The organism is Ruegeria sp. AB6, assembly GCF_056542685.1.
This window is the reverse complement of sequence record NZ_JBQGAD010000008.1, coordinates 16431-36242: the sequence shown is the minus strand read 5'-3', so window position 1 is coordinate 36242 and position 19812 is coordinate 16431. Positions and strand designations below refer to the sequence as shown.

23 protein-coding genes are annotated in these 19812 nt (G+C 58.1%); 14 read left to right on the top strand and 9 right to left on the bottom strand.

Features of this window, described 5'->3' with window-relative positions:
- Positions 1 to 222 precede the first annotated feature (222 nt).
- Positions 223 to 585: a Grx4 family monothiol glutaredoxin gene (gene grxD, locus ACR0DB_RS16025; protein WP_170769656.1), complete on the top strand. Its 363-nt coding sequence runs from the start codon at positions 223 to 225 to the stop codon at positions 583 to 585.
- Here the strand turns inward: grxD and ACR0DB_RS16020 are convergent, their stop codons facing one another.
- The 3 genes from ACR0DB_RS16020 to ACR0DB_RS16010 are packed head-to-tail and all read right to left on the bottom strand — an operon-like array spanning position 586 to position 2122.
- Entirely contained in the window at positions 586 to 936 is a 351-nt protein-coding gene (locus ACR0DB_RS16020; RefSeq protein ID WP_480552077.1) for an MliC family protein, read from the bottom strand. It lies immediately after the preceding gene.
- Positions 933 to 1325: a cell division protein ZapA gene (locus tag ACR0DB_RS16015; protein WP_170786647.1), complete on the bottom strand. Its 393-nt coding sequence runs from the start codon at positions 1323 to 1325 to the stop codon at positions 933 to 935. The genes ACR0DB_RS16020 and ACR0DB_RS16015 overlap by 4 nt, the downstream gene beginning before the upstream one ends.
- Entirely contained in the window at positions 1325 to 2122 is a 798-nt protein-coding gene (locus tag ACR0DB_RS16010) for a hypothetical protein (protein WP_480552076.1), read from the bottom strand. Before ACR0DB_RS16010 ends, ACR0DB_RS16015 begins: the two co-directional genes overlap by 1 nt.
- A 234-nt stretch (positions 2123 to 2356) precedes the next feature.
- Between ACR0DB_RS16010 and tkt the strand changes: the two genes are divergently transcribed.
- Positions 2357 to 4378, top strand: a complete 2022-nt coding sequence (gene tkt, locus ACR0DB_RS16005) for a transketolase (RefSeq protein WP_480504379.1) — start codon at positions 2357 to 2359, stop codon at positions 4376 to 4378.
- A gap of 166 nt (positions 4379 to 4544) precedes the next feature.
- Positions 4545 to 4895, top strand: a complete 351-nt coding sequence (locus tag ACR0DB_RS16000) for a hypothetical protein (protein WP_170786641.1) — start codon at positions 4545 to 4547, stop codon at positions 4893 to 4895.
- 43 nt (positions 4896 to 4938) lie between these two features.
- Here the strand turns inward: ACR0DB_RS16000 and ACR0DB_RS15995 are convergent, their stop codons facing one another.
- Positions 4939 to 5877: a DUF808 domain-containing protein gene (locus ACR0DB_RS15995; RefSeq protein WP_480552075.1), complete on the bottom strand. Its 939-nt coding sequence runs from the start codon at positions 5875 to 5877 to the stop codon at positions 4939 to 4941.
- 182 nt (positions 5878 to 6059) lie between these two features.
- Between ACR0DB_RS15995 and gap (ACR0DB_RS15990) the strand changes: the two genes are divergently transcribed.
- The 3 genes from gap (ACR0DB_RS15990) to gap (ACR0DB_RS15980) all read left to right on the top strand — a co-directional run bounded on the left by gap (ACR0DB_RS15990) (position 6060) and on the right by gap (ACR0DB_RS15980) (position 8364).
- Entirely contained in the window at positions 6060 to 7061 is a 1002-nt protein-coding gene (gene gap, locus ACR0DB_RS15990; RefSeq protein ID WP_170791060.1) for a type I glyceraldehyde-3-phosphate dehydrogenase, read from the top strand.
- Positions 7062 to 7132: 71 nt separating this feature from the next.
- Positions 7133 to 7276: a hypothetical protein gene (locus ACR0DB_RS15985; protein WP_170769648.1), complete on the top strand. Its 144-nt coding sequence runs from the start codon at positions 7133 to 7135 to the stop codon at positions 7274 to 7276.
- A gap of 83 nt (positions 7277 to 7359) precedes the next feature.
- Complete coding sequence (gene gap, locus ACR0DB_RS15980) at positions 7360 to 8364, top strand: type I glyceraldehyde-3-phosphate dehydrogenase (protein ID WP_480552074.1); 1005 nt, start codon at positions 7360 to 7362, stop codon at positions 8362 to 8364.
- Here the strand turns inward: gap (ACR0DB_RS15980) and coaD are convergent.
- The 3 genes from coaD to ACR0DB_RS15965 all read right to left on the bottom strand — a co-directional run bounded on the left by coaD (position 8356) and on the right by ACR0DB_RS15965 (position 10333).
- Complete coding sequence (gene coaD, locus ACR0DB_RS15975; RefSeq protein ID WP_170769646.1) at positions 8356 to 8847, bottom strand: pantetheine-phosphate adenylyltransferase; 492 nt, start codon at positions 8845 to 8847, stop codon at positions 8356 to 8358. The genes gap (ACR0DB_RS15980) and coaD overlap by 9 nt on opposite strands.
- A gap of 85 nt (positions 8848 to 8932) precedes the next feature.
- Positions 8933 to 9370, bottom strand: a complete 438-nt coding sequence (locus ACR0DB_RS15970) for a CBS domain-containing protein (protein WP_170786633.1) — start codon at positions 9368 to 9370, stop codon at positions 8933 to 8935.
- A 60-nt stretch (positions 9371 to 9430) separates the two neighbouring features.
- Positions 9431 to 10333 carry a LysR family transcriptional regulator gene (locus tag ACR0DB_RS15965; RefSeq protein ID WP_480552073.1) on the bottom strand — a complete coding sequence of 301 codons (903 nt, stop codon included), beginning with the start codon at positions 10331 to 10333 and terminating at the stop codon, positions 9431 to 9433.
- A gap of 103 nt (positions 10334 to 10436) precedes the next feature.
- On the opposite strand from ACR0DB_RS15965, the gene ACR0DB_RS15960 reads away from it, so the two are divergent.
- Positions 10437 to 11936: a CoA-acylating methylmalonate-semialdehyde dehydrogenase gene (locus ACR0DB_RS15960; RefSeq protein ID WP_480552072.1), complete on the top strand. Its 1500-nt coding sequence runs from the start codon at positions 10437 to 10439 to the stop codon at positions 11934 to 11936.
- 183 nt (positions 11937 to 12119) lie between these two features.
- Positions 12120 to 12719, top strand: coding sequence for a L,D-transpeptidase (locus ACR0DB_RS15955; protein WP_170769642.1), 600 nt, complete (start codon positions 12120 to 12122; stop codon positions 12717 to 12719).
- 53 nt (positions 12720 to 12772) lie between these two features.
- Here the strand turns inward: ACR0DB_RS15955 and ACR0DB_RS15950 are convergent, their stop codons facing one another.
- The gene (locus ACR0DB_RS15950; protein ID WP_480552071.1) at positions 12773 to 13249 is read right to left on the bottom strand and encodes a fasciclin domain-containing protein; all 477 of its coding nucleotides are present in this window, start codon (positions 13247 to 13249) and stop codon (positions 12773 to 12775) included.
- A 70-nt stretch (positions 13250 to 13319) separates the two neighbouring features.
- Positions 13320 to 14171: a class I SAM-dependent methyltransferase gene (locus ACR0DB_RS15945; protein WP_480552070.1), complete on the bottom strand. Its 852-nt coding sequence runs from the start codon at positions 14169 to 14171 to the stop codon at positions 13320 to 13322.
- Positions 14172 to 14301: 130 nt separating this feature from the next.
- Here ACR0DB_RS15945 and ACR0DB_RS15940 point away from each other — a divergent pair, with 130 nt between their 5' ends.
- The 6 genes from ACR0DB_RS15940 to ACR0DB_RS15915 all read left to right on the top strand — a co-directional run bounded on the left by ACR0DB_RS15940 (position 14302) and on the right by ACR0DB_RS15915 (position 19812).
- On the top strand, positions 14302 to 15417 hold the full coding sequence (locus ACR0DB_RS15940) for a carboxylate-amine ligase (protein ID WP_480552069.1): 1116 nt from the start codon (positions 14302 to 14304) through the stop codon (positions 15415 to 15417).
- Between the two features lie 103 nt (positions 15418 to 15520).
- Positions 15521 to 16663 (top strand): acyl-CoA dehydrogenase family protein, encoded by a 1143-nt coding sequence (locus tag ACR0DB_RS15935; RefSeq protein ID WP_480552068.1) that lies wholly within the window; start codon positions 15521 to 15523, stop codon positions 16661 to 16663.
- A 7-nt stretch (positions 16664 to 16670) separates the two neighbouring features.
- Positions 16671 to 17711 carry an enoyl-CoA hydratase/isomerase family protein gene (locus ACR0DB_RS15930; protein WP_480552067.1) on the top strand — a complete coding sequence of 347 codons (1041 nt, stop codon included), beginning with the start codon at positions 16671 to 16673 and terminating at the stop codon, positions 17709 to 17711.
- 3 nt (positions 17712 to 17714) lie between these two features.
- Positions 17715 to 18587 carry a 3-hydroxyisobutyrate dehydrogenase gene (mmsB, locus tag ACR0DB_RS15925; RefSeq protein ID WP_170791081.1) on the top strand — a complete coding sequence of 291 codons (873 nt, stop codon included), beginning with the start codon at positions 17715 to 17717 and terminating at the stop codon, positions 18585 to 18587.
- A gap of 95 nt (positions 18588 to 18682) precedes the next feature.
- A complete protein-coding gene (locus ACR0DB_RS15920) occupies positions 18683 to 19075 on the top strand; it encodes a hypothetical protein (RefSeq protein ID WP_170769635.1) in 393 nt (130 codons plus the stop codon).
- An 80-nt stretch (positions 19076 to 19155) separates the two neighbouring features.
- The gene (locus ACR0DB_RS15915; RefSeq protein WP_170791085.1) at positions 19156 to 19812 is read left to right on the top strand and encodes a site-2 protease family protein; all 657 of its coding nucleotides are present in this window, start codon (positions 19156 to 19158) and stop codon (positions 19810 to 19812) included.

Here is a 19812-nt window from a genome sequence, read left to right as displayed (position 1 = left end):
CATTGCAGCCGTCATAATCTTGACGACGCTGTTGGCGCGAAGCAGATCCAAAAATGACGCTCAATCAAAAAGAGGAACTCTTCCCGGATTAGGATACCGCACGATTTTCACCATCTATGATTCCGGCGGGTCCGGAGGTGGACATTCCACCCAATATCGTGTCCCGAAAGATCCTCAAGACTATGCCAAAGCGATGATGCCGAAGAGCAAAGGAAACGCGAAATGACTGACGTGAAAACCCAGATTGACGAAACCGTCAAAGCCAACGATGTGGTGCTGTATATGAAAGGCACCAAGGAAATGCCGCAATGCGGATTCTCGTCCCGCGTGGCTGGTGTGCTGAACTATATGGGCGTCGACTATGCCGACGTGAACGTTCTAGCTGATGAAGAGGTCCGTCAGGGCATCAAGGATTATTCCGACTGGCCGACCGTGCCGCAGCTTTACGTCAAAGGTGAATTCGTCGGCGGTTGCGACATCATCACCGAGATGACCCTGTCCGGCGAACTGGACACGCTGTTTGACGACAATGGCGTCGGCTACAACAAAGATGCCGCCGACAAGATCCGCGAAGCTAACGCCTGATTAGCGGCTACTACAATCGCTTAGAACAACCTGCTCGCTGGCGGCATCCCCTGCCGCCAGATAGCTGACAGTTGCGTCCCAGCCTTTCGAGCGCAGGACATAGCTGCCACCCGGACCGCTGGAGCGGTATTGGATACCCGACCCGCTGATGGTCTGCTCCAATGCAATCAACCGGTTATCCACCAACATCGCCGCAGCACTTGCACCGTCTGCAGCGTTGAAAAAGATCACCTCCAGCGGCGTGCCGTTCTCGCATGTGAAGGTCACAGGCAGGACGTCTATCTGGGCCGACGCGACGCTGCCCCACATGCCCAGCATGGAAGCTAGCGCAGTAGCAGGGAAAAATTTCATCCCGCTTTCTCTTCCACCACCGACGCCAATGCCTCGGCCCGTGCGGCCAGTTCCGCCAGCGTATCCGTGACCGAGGGCGGCACGACCGCCACTTCGACACGCTCTGGTTCAGGCTGCGGGGCGTTGCGCAGGGTCTGCACCTCGGCCTCGACCTCAGCCAGCTTGCCTTCCAGCATCTTGATACGATCATCCGTAGCGGCGGCCTTATCGGCCAGCATCAGCCCAGCCATCAGCAACATCCGCGATTCCGGCATCCGGCCAATCTGATCCGACAGCACTTGAGCCTCGTCGTCCAACATCTTGGCAGCGGCCTGCAAGAACACCTCTTCCCCCTGCTGGCACGAGACTTCAAAGCCACGACCGCCGATTTGAATGGTCACCTCGGGCATTACTCCACCTCACCTTCCGCCAGTTTCGCGCGCGACAACAACGGCTCTAGCCGGGCCAGAACTGCGTGGGCTTCGGCCGCGTCTGTGGCTTGTGCGGCGCGGGTCGCCTCAAGCTCGGCCACCGTGGCGCGGTTCAACAATTCGGCATCCGGCATTCCGTTTTGCGAGGCAGACCGCAGTTCATCTACCGTTTCGCGCAGCTGTTCATTTGCCTTGCGCATCCGTTGCAGGTCATCATCCAGACGCGACATCGCGGCCCCGTGGCTACTGCGTTCGGCGCGCAGCATCTCCAACTCGGCCGAAAGTTCAGCAACCCGCTCGCTATCAGCTAATTCGGACCGCAGACGCGCGTTTTCTTCTTCCAGAACCAGAGCTCCGTTGATCGCGGCCTTCAACTCTTCGTTTTCGGATTTCAGCGCGTCCAGTTCATCCTGATTTTCCAAAGCCGCCTTGGCTTCGGCCAACTCGGCCCGCGCCGCTTCGACAGAAGCCAGTTTCGCGGTCGCCTCTGCTAATTGCTGACGCAATTGAGGCGCCTCAGGGTCTTCGACCGGGGCTGCACGCAAGTTTTCCATGTCGGCGCGCATCGCGTCGACCTCTTGCTCGTGGCGCTGTTTCAGCGATTTCAAACGCTCTTCAAGCTGCGCGTTGGCAACTTTTTCGTCATCCAATGCAGCTTTCAGTACATCGTCTTGTCCGGAGGGATCTGCTGGTTTGGTGCCCAAGGCATCGACGCCGGCCCCAATCCGTTCCATCGCGGCGACAATGCGACGTTGTAGTTCTTCGATCTGGCTCATACCTGTGCCACCTGTTTACCAAGGTTCCTTGAAATGTGATTTGTGCGAATCAACATTGTCTTCGTCTTGGCCTAGTCTAACCGAATGGCGCGGAAAATACCCACTGTTTGCTTTCAATCACTTGGACCGCATTCTTGAACCACTGCGACCGCGTAACCCCCGGTTCTGCTTGCACTTTGAGGGCTGAGTGGTATTCAGCGCGCAATCTGCCCGTAATCCAAAGGAATAACGCCCGTGGACCTGACTGCGCTGCGCAATGCAAACCCCGAACATTGGGACAAAGCTGCGGCCATCCGCACCCTGACCCTGGACGCCGTCGCCGCCGCCAATTCCGGCCATTCTGGCATGCCGATGGGCATGGCCGATGTTGCGACCGTGCTGTTCGAAAAGCACCTGAAATTTGACGCCTCGGCCCCGAACTGGCCCGACCGCGACCGGTTCATCCTGTCGGCCGGCCATGGTTCGATGCTGATCTATTCGCTGCTGTATCTGACCGGCCACGCTGACGTCACGCTGGACGAGATCAAGAACTTCCGCCAGTTGGGCGCAAAAACCGCAGGCCATCCGGAAAACTTTCTGGTCGATGGAATTGAGACCACCACCGGCCCGCTGGGTCAGGGTATCTCGAACGCTGTGGGCTTTGCCATGGCCGAGGAAATCCAGCGCGCGCACTACGGCAAGAAGGTCGTTGATCACTATACATATGTGATCGCGGGCGACGGCTGCCTGATGGAAGGCGTCAGCCAAGAGGCGATCACCCTCGCCGGACGTCATGAGCTGAGCAAGTTGATTGTCTTCTGGGACAACAACAACATCACCATCGACGGCACCGTGGACATCGCAGACCGGACCGATCAGGTGCGCCGTTTCGCGGCTTCGGGCTGGCATGTGATCGAGATCGACGGCCATGACCCGCAAGCCATCGACACAGCCATCGTGCAAGCGAAAAAGTCGAACAAACCGACCATGATCGCGTGCGAAAGCCACATTGCTCTGGGTCACGCGGCTCAGGATACATCAAAAGGCCATGGCGCGCTGACCGATCAGGATCAACTAAAAGCCGCCAAAGAAGGCTATGGCTGGCCGCATGGCGCGTTTGAAATCCCTGCCGACGTGAAATCGGCTTGGGAAGCCATCGGTGCCCGTGGTGCCGCCGAGCGCACCGCATGGGAGGCCCGCTTTGCCGAGCTGTCCGAGCGTAAGCAGGCCGAGTTCAACCGCGCCTATGCGTTTGAAGCGCCCAAGAAACTGGCCGGCGCGATCCGCGCGTTCAAGAAACAAGCCTCGGAAGACCAACCGAAACTGGCCACCCGCGCCTCGTCGGAAAAAGTTCTGAACGTCGTTAACCCGATCATGACCGAAACCGTTGGCGGTTCGGCTGACCTGACAGGGTCGAACAACACCAAATCTGCGGATATGGGCGTGTTCCTGCCGGAAAACCGCAAGGGCCGTTACATCCACTACGGTATCCGCGAACACGGGATGGCCGCTGCGATGAACGGCATGGCGCTGCATGGTGGCATCCGCCCGTATGGCGGCACGTTCATGGCCTTCACCGACTATGCGCGTCCGTCGATGCGCCTGGCCGCGTTGATGAAAATCCCGTCGGTCTTCGTGATGACTCACGATTCTATCGGTCTGGGCGAAGACGGCCCGACCCACCAGCCGGTCGAACATCTGGCCATCAGCCGCGCGACGCCCAACACCTATGTGTTCCGCCCCGCCGACACGGTTGAAACGGCTGAGGCATGGGAACTGGCGCTGACCTTCAAGGAAAGCCCCTCGGTCCTGTCGCTGACCCGTCAGGGCGTGCCGACCGTGCGCAAGGATCACAAAACCAAGAACCTGACCGCACAAGGCGCTTATGTTCTGGCCGAGGCCGAAGGCAAACGTCAGGCCATCCTGATTGCCACCGGCTCGGAAGTGTCACTGGCGATGGAAGCCAAAGCGATGCTTGAGGCCGAAGGCATCGGCACCCGCGTCGTCTCCATGCCCTGTATGGAGCTGTTCGCCGAGCAGGACGAAGCCTATCGCAAGCGCGTGCTGCCCGCCGGTGCCGTCCGCGTCGGCATCGAGGCCGCCGTCCGCGCCGGTGGCTGGGATCGCTGGCTGCTGGGCGAGCGTGGCCGTGAAGCCAAGGCTGGGTTCATCGGCATGTCGGGTTTTGGTGCGTCGGCCCCCGCGGGTGAGCTGTATAAGCATTTCGGCATCACTGCCGAGGCCACCGTTGCAAAGGTCAAGGACCTGCTGGGCTAACCCGCAACGCATATCAAATCAAAAAAAAGGCGACCACAGTGGTCGCCTTTTTTCATACCTGTTTCCTGTCACAGGTTGGTGAGTCATTGTGACCCCGCCTGCCCTATCCTCCCCACTGAAACGCATTACCTGCGGCAAAACCAACCAGTCACAGGGAAGACCAAATATGAAACTCCACGCCGTCCTCTGCGCCGTTGTCATAGCCACCGCCGCCCCAGCCTTTGCGGCTGAATTTGCCAGCAAGGAAGAGATTCAGAAAACCATGGCGGGCCACACCTATGCCGGAGGTATGCTGTCGGGCGCGTTTACCGAATATTACGCCGCTGATGGCACCATCAAGGGCGAGGGCTACACGGGCAAGTGGGAAGCAACGGATAGTGGCATGTGCTTTCAATACGGCACAGACCCCAAGAATTGCTGGGAATTGAAAATTGACGGGGTCGCCGTGACCTTGTTCAAAGACGGCAAGATCGACGGGTCCGGAGTTGTGGTCAAAGGCAATACCAACGGTTTCTGACACGATGCCGCGCCGCTCATTGTGGCGGCGCGGATTGGCCAGATCAGTGCGATTTGAGCAGCTTTGTCGCCACCGGGATTAACGCCAGCCCCCAGGCTAATCCGAACACACCGTCCATAGTTGCCTTGGCGATCCACTCAGCCGCGTCTTCATATTGCGCTGAAACCATATGGCCCACCGCATAGGCCCAGTCGTGAATGTGGTGGCCCAGCCAGCCAAAGCCCAAAACCTCGAGCCCGTGGATGATGATCGACCCGCCGACCCACAGCATTGCGGCGGTCCCAACGATTGAAAGCAGCTTCATCACAATCGGCATGGCTTTGACCAAGCCTCGCCCGGTTCCGCGCCCGATCGGCGTTGGTGCGTTCTGCGCCAGAAACAGGCCCACATCGTCCATTTTCACGATCAACGCGACCGAGCCATAGACCGCAACCGTCACGCCGATCCCGACAACAGCCAGCGTCGCCGCCTGCATCCAGATGTTCGGCGCCTCAATGGCGGCCAGCGCGATGGTCATGATCTCGGCCGACAAGATGAAATCGGTCTTTATTGCACCTTTGACTTTCTGCTCTTCCAGATGGCCTGGATCTCGGACTTTCATATCCTCGTCGATGGCATGGCTACCATGGGGGAAGAGGACATGGAAAATCTTCTCGGCCCCCTCGAAACATAGATAAGACCCGCCCAGCATCAGCAAAGGCGTGATCAGCCAAGGCGCGAAATTAGCCAGCAACAGCGCAACGGGCAGCAGCAGCACGATCTTGTTGAAAACCGACCCGCGCGCGATGCGCCAGATGATCGGCAACTCGCGCGCCGGGGCGAAACCTTGCACGTATTTTGGCGTCACGGCTGCATCGTCAATGATTACACCCGCCGTTTTGGCCCCCGCCTTGCCAGCCGCTGCAACAACATCATCAACCGACGATGCCGCAACTTTTGCAATTCCGGCAACATCGTCCAGCAATGCCAAAAGACCGCTCATGCCTAGTTCCTTCCTGTAACCAGCCGCAGGTGGACCCTACCTGATCTTTCAGCTAGCGCAAGCGTTAGCGATACCGGCCAAGGTTTGCGCTAACACGTTAAAAATATGTCACTTTTACTCTTTTGAGAACGCGTTAGGGCCGCTATATCGCCTGCAACGCAAGCGCATTTTGGAGACGTCATATGACCATCAAGGTCGGCATCAATGGTTTTGGCCGTATCGGCCGCTGCACCCTGTCGCATATCGCGGCATCGGCCCGCAACGACATCGAAGTGATCAAGGTCAACGCAACCGGCCCGCTGGAAACCACGGCGCATCTGCTGAAATATGACAGCGTCCACGGGCGCTTCCCCCGCGACGTCTCGATCGAGGGCAACACCATGGATCTGGGCCGCGGCCCCATGGAGATGTTCTCGACCTACGACATGAACGAGCTGGACTGGGAAGGCTGCGACGTCGTTCTGGAGTGCACCGGCAAGTTCAATGACGGCCTGAAAGCCAAGACGCATCTTGAGCGTGGCGCGCAAAAGGTTCTGCTGTCTGCTCCGGGCAAGAATGTCGATAAAACCATCGTCTATGGCGTGAACCACAACAGCCTGGCTGCTGATGACAAAATGGTCTCAAACGGCTCCTGCACCACAAACTGCCTTGCTCCGCTTGCCAAGGTTCTGGACGAAGGCATCGGGATTGAGCATGGCATCATGACCACGATCCACGCCTATACCGGCGACCAGCCCACGCTGGACCGCCGCCACAGCGACCTGTACCGCGCTCGCGCTGCCGCTATGTCGATGATCCCAACCTCGACAGGTGCTGCCAAGGCGCTGGGTGAGGTTCTGCCGAACCTCAAAGGTCGTCTGGATGGCTCCGCAATCCGGGTTCCGACTCCGAATGTCTCGGCCGTGGACCTGACCTTCCGCGCCGGCCGCGAGGTGACCGTAGACGAGGTCAACGCTATCGTGCGTGAAGCTTCGCAGGGTCATATGCAGCGCGTTCTGGGCTATGAGCCCGCGCCGCTGGTTTCGACCGATTTCAACCACACCGAAGAAAGCTCGATCTTCGCACCGGATCAAACCCGCGTGGTCGGTGACCGCATGGTGCGCGTGTTGGCATGGTATGACAATGAATGGGCCTTCTCGGTCCGCATGGCGGATGTCGCAGTTGCGATGGGCCGTCTTAACTAAGACGCCATTGAATTCTTGAACATATTTGCCCGCTCAGGTTATCTGGGCGGGCATTTTCGTTCGGGGCCTCGATGACCAATCAAATAGCTATCTGGCTGGGTCTTTTGATTCTGGGGGCCGCCTGCCTAGACTATGCCCTGTTCGGGCCCGAGCATTTCGTGTTCCTTGGCAAGAAACTTTTTACCTTCCTGGATTGGGTCGCCGTCTGGCGCTGACAGAGGTTTTGCTTGACTTTTTCTTCGTTCTGGCTTTGTTAGCGCTAACTCGAACACAAGCCGAAAGACGGACGGAGCAGACCATGACACTCAAACTGGCAATCAACGGATTTGGACGCATCGGACGCAACGTATTGCGCGCTGTTATGGAGACTGGCCGAACCGATGTTGAAATCGTCGCCATCAACGACCTGGCCATGCCCGAGATGAACGCGCATCTGTTCGAGTTTGACAGTGTCCATGGCAGGTACTCCAAGCCAGTAACGCTGTCTGAAGCCGGAATGGATGTTGGCGCCGGTCCCATACGTTTGACCAGCGAGCGTGACCCGGAAAACCTGAACTGGTCCGATGTGGACGTCGTACTGGAATGCACCGGCGTGTTCCGCACGCGCGAGGCTGCTGACCGTCATCTGGAAAATGGGTCTAAGAAGGTTCTGATCTCGGCACCGGCCCGTGGGGATGGTGGCGTGAAAACGATCGTATTCGGCGTCAACGATCACGAGTTGACCGCTCAGGATACCATTGTGTCGAACGCGTCTTGCACCACGAACTGCCTATCACCCGTTGCTGCCGCCCTTGATGCGGGCCTTGGCATTGTTCATGGCAACATGACGACGGTGCACGCATATACGGCCAGCCAACCGGTGCACGATTCCGCTGGCAAAGACCCCTACCTGTCCCGCGCCGCGGCTTTGTCGATGATTCCGACAACAACCGGAGCGGCCTCTGCCGTGGGTCTTGTGCTACCGCAGCTGCAAGGCAAACTGACCGGACAGGCCATCCGCGTACCGACGCCCAACGTGTCGGTTGTCGATCTGGTCGCCGAAGTCTCGCGCCCTACTACCGAGGAAGAGGTCAACGCCCTGTTCGTAGAAGCGGCAGCCAAGATCCCCGGCGTACTTGCGGCGGAACAGCGCCCACTGATCTCGGTCGATTTTAACCACGATTCCCACAGCTCGACCGTGTCCCTGCCCGAGACGAAGGTAACCGACGGCACTCTGGTCCGGGTGCTGGCCTGGTATGATAACGAATGGGGCTTCTCGAACCGGATGCTGGATACAGCAGCGGCTATGGGCGCGTTAACCTAGACGCTCTTTCAACGCCGCATCGACACGGGGCGTGACGAATTTCGACACGTCCCCATCCAGACGGGCAATCTCTTTCACCAGTTTCGAGGCGATCGCCTGATGGCGGGCCTCGGCCATCAGAAAGACCGTCTCAATCGAATTGTCCAGCGCGCGGTTCATCCCGACCATCTGGAATTCATACTCGAAATCCGCCACGGCCCGAAGGCCCCGCACGATGATCTGAGCCCCAACATCGCGGGCACAATCAATCAGCAGGTTTTCAAAGGGATGCGCAACGATTTCCGTGCCGGTCTGCTCGGTCAGATGCGCGCATTCAGCCTCGATCATGGCGACGCGTTCTTCCAAAGTGAACAAAGGTCCCTTGTCGCGGTTGATCGCAACCCCAATCACCAGCTTGTCCACAAGTGCGGATGCGCGGCGAATGATATCGATATGACCCAAGGTGATCGGATCAAAAGTTCCGGGATATAATCCAACCCTCATCGCCGCCTCCTGCGCAACAAAATTTCTGCGCAAGCAAACACAACTCTGCCGCAGGTGCAATAGGTTGGCGTGGATATCGAGGCGATTAGTGCCCCATTATCATGGTTTCCAGCGCCTCTTTCTCCATTGCCAGTTCGGACAATTGCGCTTTGACCACATCCCCAAGTGTAACGATGCCGATCAATTTACCATCTTCGACAATAGGCATGTGACGGAACCGTCCTTCGGTCATGCGGCTCAGGACATCTTGGACCGAATCCTGACGCGTCGCCGTTACCAGATCGCTGGTCATGTAGGCGCTGACCGGTTTGCTGAGGCATCCGCTGCCGCTGGCCGCAAGTTCACGGACGATATCGCGTTCCGACAGAATGCCTGCTGCGGATTTCCCGCCATCCTCGGACACCACAACCGTACCGATCCGCTTTTCTGCCAGAATTTTCGACGCATCGGACACGGTCACGTCCGGGGCAACCGTCATGACCCCTTCGGTGGCCTTGGATTTCAGAATGGCCTGAACAAGCATAGGCGAAACCTCCGAAATAACTTGCTGTTTTCCAAAGCGTTGCCGGAATGTTTGAATGTGTCAAGATGAAGCTGCCGCTTCCAGCCGCGCCACTTCGTCACGAATTCCAGCGGTCAGCGCAGTTGCAAACCGGTTCAGGCGCTCGTTTCGCTGATCCCCTTGATGTCGGACCAGATGAAAACTCCGGGTCAGACTGACATGATCCGTCAGGATTTTCCGCAGATTTGGATGGAATGGCAGCGTGAAATCGTGGGCCACACAAACCCCAGAGCCCAAGGCAACCTGGCGCAACTGGACCGATACGGAATTCGATGCAAGTGCGACACGGTCAACCCCAAGATCGACCAGGTAGTCGAGTTCCCGGTCAAAGATCATGTCCGGGATATAGCCGATCATCCGATGCCCTTTCAGTGCTTCGGGCGTTGGGATCGCGGGCCGCGCGGAAAGATATTCGTCACTGGCAACCAGATGCAACCGGTAGTCGGTGATTTTCTGAACCAGCACCCGGCCTGCCGTCGGCGCGCTGACGGTCACAGCCATATCCGCCTCGCGTCGGGATAGGTTGATGACACGGGGCAAGGCGAGGATCTGGATATCCAGATCGGGATTGGCATCGCAGATTTGCGCGCAAACCTGTGGCAGCAGATAGTTGGCGCAACCATCGGGGGCCCCGATCCTTATCTGGCCACTTAGCGTTTTGGACGACCCCGCCATGGCCCCTGCTGCAGCGCGCATCGCCTCTTCCGCTTTCAACCCGTGACCTAGCAGACGTTCTCCGGCTGAGGTCAGAACATAGCCTTGCTGAGATTTGGTGAACAAAGGCGCGTTCAGCGAAGCCTCAAGCCGAGCAATCCGTCTGCCCACTGTCGCGGGGTCGATCTTAAGTTGCCGACCCGCGGCGGACAGGCTTTCTTCGCGCGCAACCGCCAGAAACACCCGCATATCATCCCAATTCGGCGTCACCGCATACTCTTTGCATTTTTGCAAAACATATTTGAGACATTGCCTCTGTTCACGCGATTTTTGCAAGCCTATTGTGCGCGCAAAGGTAACGGAGGAATTCGCAATGTCCGAACTGTCCCATTTCATCAACGGCGAGAACGTGTCCGGCACGTCTGGTCGCTTTGACGACGTCTTCAACCCTGCTACGGGTGAAGTTCAATACATATGCCCGATGGCCAATGCGGCCGAGACCACGGCTGCCATCGAAAGCGCCGCCGCTGCGCAACCCGCGTGGGGAGCCACCAACCCGCAGAAACGCGCGCGGGTGATGATGGCCATGGTTGGCCTGATGAACCGCGACATGGACAAGCTGGCCGAGGCGCTCAGCCGCGAGCACGGTAAGACCATCCCTGACGCCAAAGGCGACCTTCAGCGTGGTTTGGAAGTGATCGAATATTGCATCGGCGCACCACAGATGCTGAAGGGCGAATACACCGACAGCGCAGGCCCCGGCATCGACATGTATTCCATGCGCCAACCGCTGGGTGTTGTGGCGTCGATCATGCCGTTCAATTTCCCCGCCATGATGCCGCTGTGGCACGTGGGCCCGGCACTGGCCTGCGGCAATGCCGTGGTTCTGAAACCGTCCGAACGTGACCCCTCGGTCCCGCTGATGCTGGCGGAACTGTTTGTCGAGGCTGGTCTGCCCAAGGGCGTGTTCCAAGTAGTCAATGGCGATAAAGAGGCCGTGGATACCCTGCTGGACAGCGAGATCATTCAGGGCGTCTCTTTCGTGGGTTCGACCCCGATTGCGCAGTACATCTATTCCCGCGCCACGGCGAATGGCAAACGTGCACAGTGCTTTGGCGGCGCCAAGAACCACATGATCGTCATGCCCGACGCGGATTTGGATCAGGCCGCCGACGCACTGGTCGGTGCCGGGTTTGGCGCGGCTGGCGAACGCTGCATGGCAGTTTCGGTCGCCGTTCCTGTGGGTGAGGAAACCGCCGATGCGCTGATCGAAAAGCTGGTGCCGCGCATCGAAAAGCTGAAGGTCGGCCCCTATACAGCAGGCGATGACGTGGACATGGGCCCCGTCGTCACCGGAGCCGCGAAAGAGCGTATCCTTGGCCTGATCAACTCGGGCATCGAACAAGGCGCAGAACTGGTCGTCGACAACCGCGACTTCAGCCTACAGGGCTATGAGGACGGCTTCTTTGTCGGCCCACACCTGTTCGACCGCGTGACCCCGGATATGGACATCTACAAGCAAGAGATCTTTGGTCCGGTCCTGTCGACTGTCCGCGCGGGATCTTATGAAGAAGCACTGAAACTGGCGATGGACCATGAATATGGCAACGGCACCGCGATCTTCACCCGTGACGGTGACACCGCGCGTGACTTTGCCAGCCGTGTGAACATCGGTATGGTGGGCGTTAACGTTCCGATCCCGGTTCCGCTGGCCTATCACACCTTTGGCGGTTGGAAGAAATCCATGTTTGGCGATCTGAACCAGCACGGCCCGGACAGTTTCAAATTCTACACCCGGACAAAAACGGTCACGGCGCGCTGGCCATCGGGCATCAAAGAAGGCGGCGAATTTAACTTCAAAGCCATGGACTAAATGCCACGTAGTTTTTGAATCGGCCCCTTCGGGGGCCGGTTTTTTTCGGCAACGGTCTGCCGAATTCAGGCCGAAGCGCCGATTTCACGATAAATTCAGGCCAAGATGTCTGGAAATGTGCATCGATCGCCAATATTTTATCGACAAAATACAGACCGAGCAGTTCCTGAACCGGAGGCCAAATTGTCCAATTCCCGCTTGACCCGTCGCTCTGCCTTGTTGGGGGCAGCGTCCCTGTTGGCCACCCCTGCCCTTGTGCGCGCCCAAAGCTCTGACGCATTCCCGCAGAACGAAGACGCGATCAGCACGCAGCTTCCGGTGCGCCGTAACGTTTCGTCCTTCTCGCAGCAGAACTGGCAGGACCATTTTGATGAGCTGGGTGTTGGTGCTCTGTTGGCCGACATCACCAGCCGCGCGGTGCATTATTGGGGCCCGGACGGGACCTACAAACTGTATCCCAGCTCAGTCCCCATGAGTGAAGAGCTGACAAAGCGCGGCTATACCGAGGTTGTACGCAAACGCGAAAACCCAAGCTGGACACCGACCGCGTCGATGCGCGAGCGTGATCCTGATCTGCCGATCCGCATGGAAGGCGGTGAACCGGGCAATCCGCTGGGCACGCGGGCTATGTATCTTGGCTGGCCTGCCTATCTGGTGCATGGCACCCATGATACCCGCAAGATTGGACGTCAAAGCTCGTCCGGTTGTATCGGGCTCTACAATCAGCATGTCGAGGAGCTCTATCCCCTCGTCCAGGTCGGAACCCAAGTTCGACTGGTTTGAAACACAAAACCCCGGCCGCAAGGACCGGGGTTTTTTCATGACTTTACAGCGCGTTATTCCGGCAGGATGACTGCGTCGACAATGTGGATCACACCGTTGCTGGTTTCAATGTCAGCCTGAATGACTTCGGCGTCGTTGACTTTAACCCCGCGCTTGGCGTTGACGCTCAGTCGATCACCTTGGACCGTCAGTACCTTTGCACGCTTACCAGCAATGTCACCGGACATGACCTTGGCCGGGACCACGTGATAGGTCAGAATTTCGACCAGTTGATCCTTATTCTCGGGCAGCAGAAGCGTTTCTACTGTGCCTTCGGGCAAGGCGGCAAATGCCTCATCTGTGGGGGCGAATACGGTGAACGGGCCGTCACCTTTCAACGTGTCGACCAGACCAGCAGCCTGAACAGCGGCAACAAGCGTTTCGAACGACCCGGCCGAAACGGCGGTGTCCACGATGTCGGCGGCTTGCGCCTTGACCGGCAGTGTCAGGGCAAGTGCGGCTGCGGCACCCATCAGTGTTTGGCGGAACATGGCTGTATCTCCTCTCCAGCGTGTTATGGAAAGGGTTACGGGGCCTCAGCCGCAGCGGATCACTTTGAGTTCAATTTTCTTTGATCTGCACCCAGATACTTTGCGCTCGACCATCGCCCAGGAACGGCAAAGACTCGACCGCATCAGGACGATCGTGTTGCAGGTAATACCCCGGCCAAAGCATTGAAAACGCGCCAGATTGCAGCAAAGCGTGCAGCATGTACTGCTCGCCCCAACCGGGGCAGTCATAGAAGAATCGCTTGGGATATTCGTAGGGCAAAAAAACATCGTGCACATGGATCACGACACCGGGTTTCAGTGCAGGAATGATGCGACAGAACAAGTGTGCGACGTCATTGCTTATGCGTACGACGTGGCTGGAATCGATGAACAGGATGTCGCCCGCCTCTAACTGATCGAACAGCGCGGGGTCGACCTCTTCCAGCCGTTTCTGTTCGAAATGATCCACCACATGGGCGATGTCTGCACGCGGATAGGGGTCAATCGCGGTGATCTGCGTCTTGAGCCCGCCGTCGATGATCGCTTGCCGGGTCACGCGCGTTGAGTTGCCGCAGCCGACCTCAATCACCCTTCGAGGTTTGAACCGACGGATCATCAGGTACAAGGCATCGGCATCGGGGCTATCATAATAGCCATTGCCAATCCGATAGCCGGTTTGACTGCGCGCCGGGTCCTTCAACGCGGCCAGCGCATCGGCATGTTCGGCATATTCGGCCGCCAGCGGCGCGATATCGAACTCCTCCATACCCGGCGACAAGGCATAGGCGGGTCGTGTCAAGCCTCCTGCCCTCTCAAACGCTTCAAGGCGGGCGCGTTCGTCATTTTCGGGGGCTTTGTCGATCAGTTTAACCCCAAGTTCCTCAAGGGCGTCGTTGATTTTTCGGAATTTCCTGGGTTTCACGCGAACGCTCCGGGGTTTGGACTGTTGACTGAAGGGTTCTTATCGCCGGCGCCGGGGGCTTCGCAAGCCAAACACTTGGCAAGACGATCATTTCCGTATTCACTGTTTGGAATAACCTACGAGGGCGACCATGCAGCAAGAATACACGCTGGGTATCGAGGAAGAGTATCTTCTGGTCAACCGCGACACATGCGAACTTGCCGAAGCGCCCGAGGCGTTGATGGAGGCTTGCCAGACCGACTTCCAAGGCCAGGTCAGCCCCGAATTCCTGCAATGTCAGATCGAGGTTGGCACCCGCCCCCATGCCACTATCGCCGCCGCACGAGAGGACCTGAAACGCCTACGGTCCTGCGTGGCCAAACGCGCGGCAGACTACAACCTCGCACCAATTGCGGTGTCGTGCCATCCGTTTGCCGACTGGAAGAAGCAGCACCACACGCGCAAGGAACGCTATGACGCGCTGCAACATGCCTTGGGCGGCGTGGCGCGGCGAATGCTGATCTGTGGGATGCATGTCCATATCGGGGTTCAAGACCCTGCCCTGCGTGCTGATCTGATGCCGCAACTGGCCTACTTCCTGCCTCATCTGCTGGCCTTGTCCACCTCATCCCCCTATTGGAACGGTGAGGATACGGGGCTGTCCTCGTACCGTTTGACGGTCTTTGACAACCTTCCACGCACCGGGTTGCCCCCAGCCTTGGCCAGTTGGGACGAATATGAGCGCACCACCGGTATTCTGGTGGAGCTTGGCGTGATCGAGGATACGTCGAAAATCTGGTGGGATCTGCGCCCATCACACCGCTTCCCAACGCTTGAGACGCGCATAATGGACGTGCAGCCCCGGCTGGAACACGCCTTGTCTTTGGCTGCGATGGTTCAGGCTCTGACCCGGATGCTATGCCGGTTGAAAGCCAGAAATTTACGCTGGCGCAACTATGACCAGTTCCTGATCGGAGAAAACCGTTGGCGCGCACAGCGCTATGGCGTCGGCGAGGGCATGATCGACTTTGGCGACCGCTCGATCAAGCCCATGCCCGAACTGATGGGCGAACTGATGGGACTACTGGCCGAAGACACCGAGGCACTTGGTACAATGACCGAACTCGCGCGGTTGCAACAAATCGCGCAGAACGGAACATCGGCCACACGTCAGCGACGCGTTTATGCCGAGGCATCCGCCCGTGGCGAAGATCCGGGAAAAGCGGTTGTCCAACACCTGATCGAGGAATTTCACCACGACCTTTAATCCCCAATAGACAGATGCTGGGAATTGCTGGCCGTGAAAAATTTCTGTAAGGATTAGGAAATAAACACTCGTTCAATTCATCCGTCGGCGTGGGAGGGAAGCCATGGATTTCGCTTTGACCGAAGAGCAGACTGCGATCTTCGACATGGCCTATGATTTCGGGCAGGAGAACATAGCCCCCTATGCTCGACAGTGGGAGGCTGAAGGGACCATCCCCAAAGACCTGTGGCCACGTGTCGGAGAGCTTGGATTCGGCGGCCTCTACGTCTCTGAAGACAGTGGAGGTTCGGGCCTGTCGCGTCTGGATGCCACAATGGTGTTCGAGGCGTTGTCGATGGCCTGCCCGTCCGTCGCGGCGTTTCTTTCGATTCACAACATGTGCGCGAAGATGTTGGACAGTTTCGCCGGGGACGCGCTTAAAGCACGTATCATGCCCGATGTTCTCAGCCTGAATACCGTTCTCAGCTATTGCCTGACCGAACCGGGCTCGGGCTCGGATGCTGCTGCGCTGAAAACGCGCGCGGACCGCAGCAATGAAGGATACATGCTGAACGGGACCAAGGCGTTCATCTCAGGAGGTGGTTATTCCGACGCCTATGTCTGCATGGTGCGCACGGGACAGGACGGTCCCAAGGGGATTTCAACGGTCTATGTCGAGGACGGCGCCCCCGGCCTGTCCTTCGGCGCTTTGGAGCAGAAAATGGGATGGAAAAGCCAACCCACGGCGCAGGTGCAGTTCGATGATTGCAAAATCCCAGCCGAAAACCTTGTTGGTGTCGAAGGCGACGGGTTCAAATACGCGATGAAGGGCCTAGATGGCGGACGGCTTAACATCGCCTCATGCTCGTTAGGGGCCGCGCAAGCGGGGCTGAATATGACGTTGCAATATATGTCCGAACGGCAGGCGTTCGGTCAGTCCATCGACCAGTTTCAGGCGCTGCAATTCCGTCTGGCCGATATGGAGATCGATTTGCAGGCCGCGCGCACATTCCTGCGCCAAGCCGCGTGGAAATTGGATCAGGGCGCGCCCGATGCCACCAAGTTCTGTGCCATGGCCAAGAAATTCGTGACCGAGACCGGATCGAAAGTGGTGGATCAGTGCCTGCAACTGCATGGCGGATATGGCTACCTTGCAGACTACGGGATCGAGAAGCTGGTCCGCGACCTGCGCGTGCATCAGATCCTTGAAGGCACGAATGAAATCATGCGCGTGATCGTGTCGCGCCAGATGCTGGCCAATCGTTGAGGGCGCCATGGCTGATATCGACATTCGAACAGCGGGCCGCGCCGGACGGATCACTCTGACCAGGCCCAAGGCCCTGAACGCGCTCAGCTATGACATGTGCATGGCCATCGACACGGCGCTCCGCAACTGGCGCGAGGATGATGCGGTGGATCTGATCATCTTTGACGCCGAGGGCGACAAAGCATTTTGCGCCGGGGGCGACATTGCCGAGCTTTACGAGACCGGCACCAAGGGCGATTTCGCATATGGTCAGACGTTCTGGCGGGATGAATACCGCCTGAATGCGCTGATCTTCGAATACCCCAAACCGGTCGTCAGTTTCCTGCAAGGATTTACCATGGGCGGCGGCGTTGGGATCGGATGTCACGGCAGTCATCGCGTCGTGGGCGAAAGCAGCCAGATCGCCCTGCCCGAATGCGGCATCGGTCTGGTGCCGGATGTGGGCAGTTCGCTGATGCTTGCGCTGGCCCCCGGTCGGGTGGGCGAATATCTGGGCATAACCGGCCACCGTATGAGCCCCGCCGACGCGATTTTCGCCGGATTCGCCGATCACTACATCCCGACAGCGCAATGGGCTGACCTGATCGACATGCTCGAAGCCTCTGGCGACGCAAGCCTGCTGGCCGCCCATGCCCAAGACGCCCCTGACGGCAAACTCGCCGCACAACAGGACCAGATCAACATGCATTTTGATGGTGAAGGGTTGCAGGACATCCTCAACACCCTGACCGCGTCAGACACGGATTTTGCGGCGAGCGCATTGAAAATGGTGAACCGAGGTTCGCCCCTTTCCATGGCCTGCTGTATCGAAATGCTGCACCGGCTGCGCGGGCCTAACCTGACCATTCGGAAAGCGCTGGAACATGAATTCCGCTTTACCTACCGCGCAAGCGAGCACGGAGATTTTCTGGAAGGTATCCGTGCACAGATTATCGACAAGGACCGCACACCCCGCTGGAAGCACCAAGACCGGACTGTCCCCATTGTCGAAGTGTCGCGGATGCTACAACCGCTGGGCAGCAATACGCTGACATTCGAGGAGGATTGAGGAATGAAGATCGGGTTTATCGGCCTTGGGAATATGGGCAATCCGATGGCTGCCAATTTGTCCAAGGCCGGGCACGAGGTTGCAGGCTTTGACATGGCAGACGTAGACGTTCCAGGCGTAGTTATGGCCGCTTCGGGGGCTGAAGCCGCCGTCGGTGCCGAGATCGTCATCACCATGCTGCCCAACGGCCAGATACTGCGTGCTGTCGCTGACCAGATCTTGCCCGCAATGGATTCGGGCGCGGTCTGGGTGGATTGCTCGACCGTAGATGTGGACAGTGCCCGCGCAGTCGCAGACCAAGCCGCTCAAGTTGGCGTCTTGGCCGTGGATGCACCCGTGTCCGGAGGGATTGGCGGTGCCGCTGCCGGAACCCTGACCTTTATGGCAGGTGGCATTGAGGAGGCCTTCGCCAAGGCCGCCCCACTGTTCGACATCATGGGGCAAAAGGCCGTGCATTGCGGTGGCTCTGGTGCCGGTCAGGCCGCCAAGATCTGCAACAACATGATCCTCGGCGTCACTATGATCGCCACCTGTGAGGCGTTTGCGCTGGCTGACAAGCTGGGTCTGGACCGGCAAAAGATGTTCGACGTGGTCAGCACGTCCTCGGGCTATAGCTGGACGATGAACGCTTATTGCCCCGCGCCCGGTGTAGGACCTGCCAGCCCGGCGGACAACGATTACCAACCGGGCTTTGCGGCGGAACTGATGCTCAAGGACCTGCGCCTCAGCCAGCAAGCGGCCGAAAGCTCGGATGCTGATACTCCGATGGGACAGGCGGCCACTGCGCTTTATGAGCAGTTTGTCGAGGCCGAGAACGGGCTGGGCAAGGACTTTTCTGCCATGCTGCCCCGGTTCGAAAAACGCGGACGCGGATGATATTATCCCGTGGGCGGGTATCTGCCCGCGGGGTTGACCGCCGACCTTCGGACCGCCATCTATCGAGTCAGAGCAGTTTTGTGTCGGAGATCACGATGTCACGCGTTTTGGCAGTTTTGTTAACAGTTTCCACTCTGGTGGCCGCTCCTGCGGCGGTGATGGCAGGCAATGGTAAAGGCAACGGCAAGACTACGGACAACGTTTTTCGCCTCCCTTCGCAACCTGTGATTCAGGTCAAAAACAAGGGTGGCCATTGCCCACCGGGTCTGGCCAAGAAAAACGTACCTTGCGTTCCGCCTGGCCAGGCCAAAAAACTGTATCGCAACGGCGAGTTCATCAATAACGACTACCGCTGGATCAATGACCCTTATCGTTATGGTCTAGATCGCGGTTCGTATATCCGAGCTGGCGATTACGTTTACCGGGTCGACCCCGAAACGCGCAAAGTGCTGAACCTGATCGGCGCGGTCGTCGACATTCTGAACTAGGTCACACAACCTCAACGATAGCACCCAATTTTTGACGCAATTCTGCGTCATCACGATTCTCGTTATTGCGAGGATTGAATATGTATAGTGACGGTGCGATTTTTGAGTTCCGCGGCCCGTGGAACGTACCCATTCAATTGAACCAGAGCCTGATTTTACTGGTTCTGATCATCGTCGGATTCAGCTTCGACCCCGGGACCCTGCCCTATGCGCTTGGATTCGTGGGTATTTTGCTGGGCTCGATCCTGCTGCACGAACTCGGGCACGCTTGGGGTTGTTTGATCCAGGGCGTCCCCGTCAACCGCGTCGTCCTTTATTGCGGTGGTGGATTTTGCGAACATCGCCGCTCGACCTCGTCGTACGAGGATGAGTTGATCGTGGCCATGGGGCCAATAGTGAACCTGACCCTTTGGGCAGTGTGTTCACTGGTCGAGCCCTTCGTTTCCTCTCCCGCGCTGGGTTGGGTTTTGGTCGTGACCGCACAATTGAACCTGTGGCTGGCGATTTTCAACATGCTGCCATTGATGCCGCTGGATGGTGGACGGCTGTTCCACGCAATGCTGAACCGCATGGTGAAACCCGTAACAGCGACCCGCATTGCCGGATTTGTCGGACTGATTGGCGTCGCCATGTGGCTGCCGATGATGGTGTTTGCCTATGTGAATTTCGGCTTTGTGTTTCTTTTCTTCCCACCATTACTGCGCCACTGGCATATGCTGCGATACGCGCAGTATTGA

Coding starts and splice junctions, on each gene's coding strand:
- ACR0DB_RS16000 (WP_170786641.1), top strand. CDS start 4,545: ATGAAACTCCACGCCGTCCTCTGCGCCGTTGTCATAGCCACCGCCGCC.
- ACR0DB_RS15985 (WP_170769648.1), top strand. CDS start 7,133: ATGACCAATCAAATAGCTATCTGGCTGGGTCTTTTGATTCTGGGGGCC.
- ACR0DB_RS15995 (WP_480552075.1), bottom strand. CDS start 5,877: ATGAGCGGTCTTTTGGCATTGCTGGACGATGTTGCCGGAATTGCAAAA.
- gap (WP_170791060.1), top strand. CDS start 6,060: ATGACCATCAAGGTCGGCATCAATGGTTTTGGCCGTATCGGCCGCTGC.
- ACR0DB_RS15970 (WP_170786633.1), bottom strand. CDS start 9,370: ATGCTTGTTCAGGCCATTCTGAAATCCAAGGCCACCGAAGGGGTCATG.
- grxD (WP_170769656.1), top strand. CDS start 223: ATGACTGACGTGAAAACCCAGATTGACGAAACCGTCAAAGCCAACGAT.
- coaD (WP_170769646.1), bottom strand. CDS start 8,847: ATGAGGGTTGGATTATATCCCGGAACTTTTGATCCGATCACCTTGGGT.
- ACR0DB_RS16010 (WP_480552076.1), bottom strand. CDS start 2,122: ATGAGCCAGATCGAAGAACTACAACGTCGCATTGTCGCCGCGATGGAA.
- mmsB (WP_170791081.1), top strand. CDS start 17,715: ATGAAGATCGGGTTTATCGGCCTTGGGAATATGGGCAATCCGATGGCT.
- ACR0DB_RS15935 (WP_480552068.1), top strand. CDS start 15,521: ATGGATTTCGCTTTGACCGAAGAGCAGACTGCGATCTTCGACATGGCC.
- ACR0DB_RS15920 (WP_170769635.1), top strand. CDS start 18,683: ATGTCACGCGTTTTGGCAGTTTTGTTAACAGTTTCCACTCTGGTGGCC.
- ACR0DB_RS16015 (WP_170786647.1), bottom strand. CDS start 1,325: ATGCCCGAGGTGACCATTCAAATCGGCGGTCGTGGCTTTGAAGTCTCG.
- ACR0DB_RS15950 (WP_480552071.1), bottom strand. CDS start 13,249: ATGTTCCGCCAAACACTGATGGGTGCCGCAGCCGCACTTGCCCTGACA.
- gap (WP_480552074.1), top strand. CDS start 7,360: ATGACACTCAAACTGGCAATCAACGGATTTGGACGCATCGGACGCAAC.
- ACR0DB_RS15940 (WP_480552069.1), top strand. CDS start 14,302: ATGCAGCAAGAATACACGCTGGGTATCGAGGAAGAGTATCTTCTGGTC.
- ACR0DB_RS15960 (WP_480552072.1), top strand. CDS start 10,437: ATGTCCGAACTGTCCCATTTCATCAACGGCGAGAACGTGTCCGGCACG.
- ACR0DB_RS16020 (WP_480552077.1), bottom strand. CDS start 936: ATGAAATTTTTCCCTGCTACTGCGCTAGCTTCCATGCTGGGCATGTGG.
- ACR0DB_RS15930 (WP_480552067.1), top strand. CDS start 16,671: ATGGCTGATATCGACATTCGAACAGCGGGCCGCGCCGGACGGATCACT.
- ACR0DB_RS15915 (WP_170791085.1), top strand. CDS start 19,156: ATGTATAGTGACGGTGCGATTTTTGAGTTCCGCGGCCCGTGGAACGTA.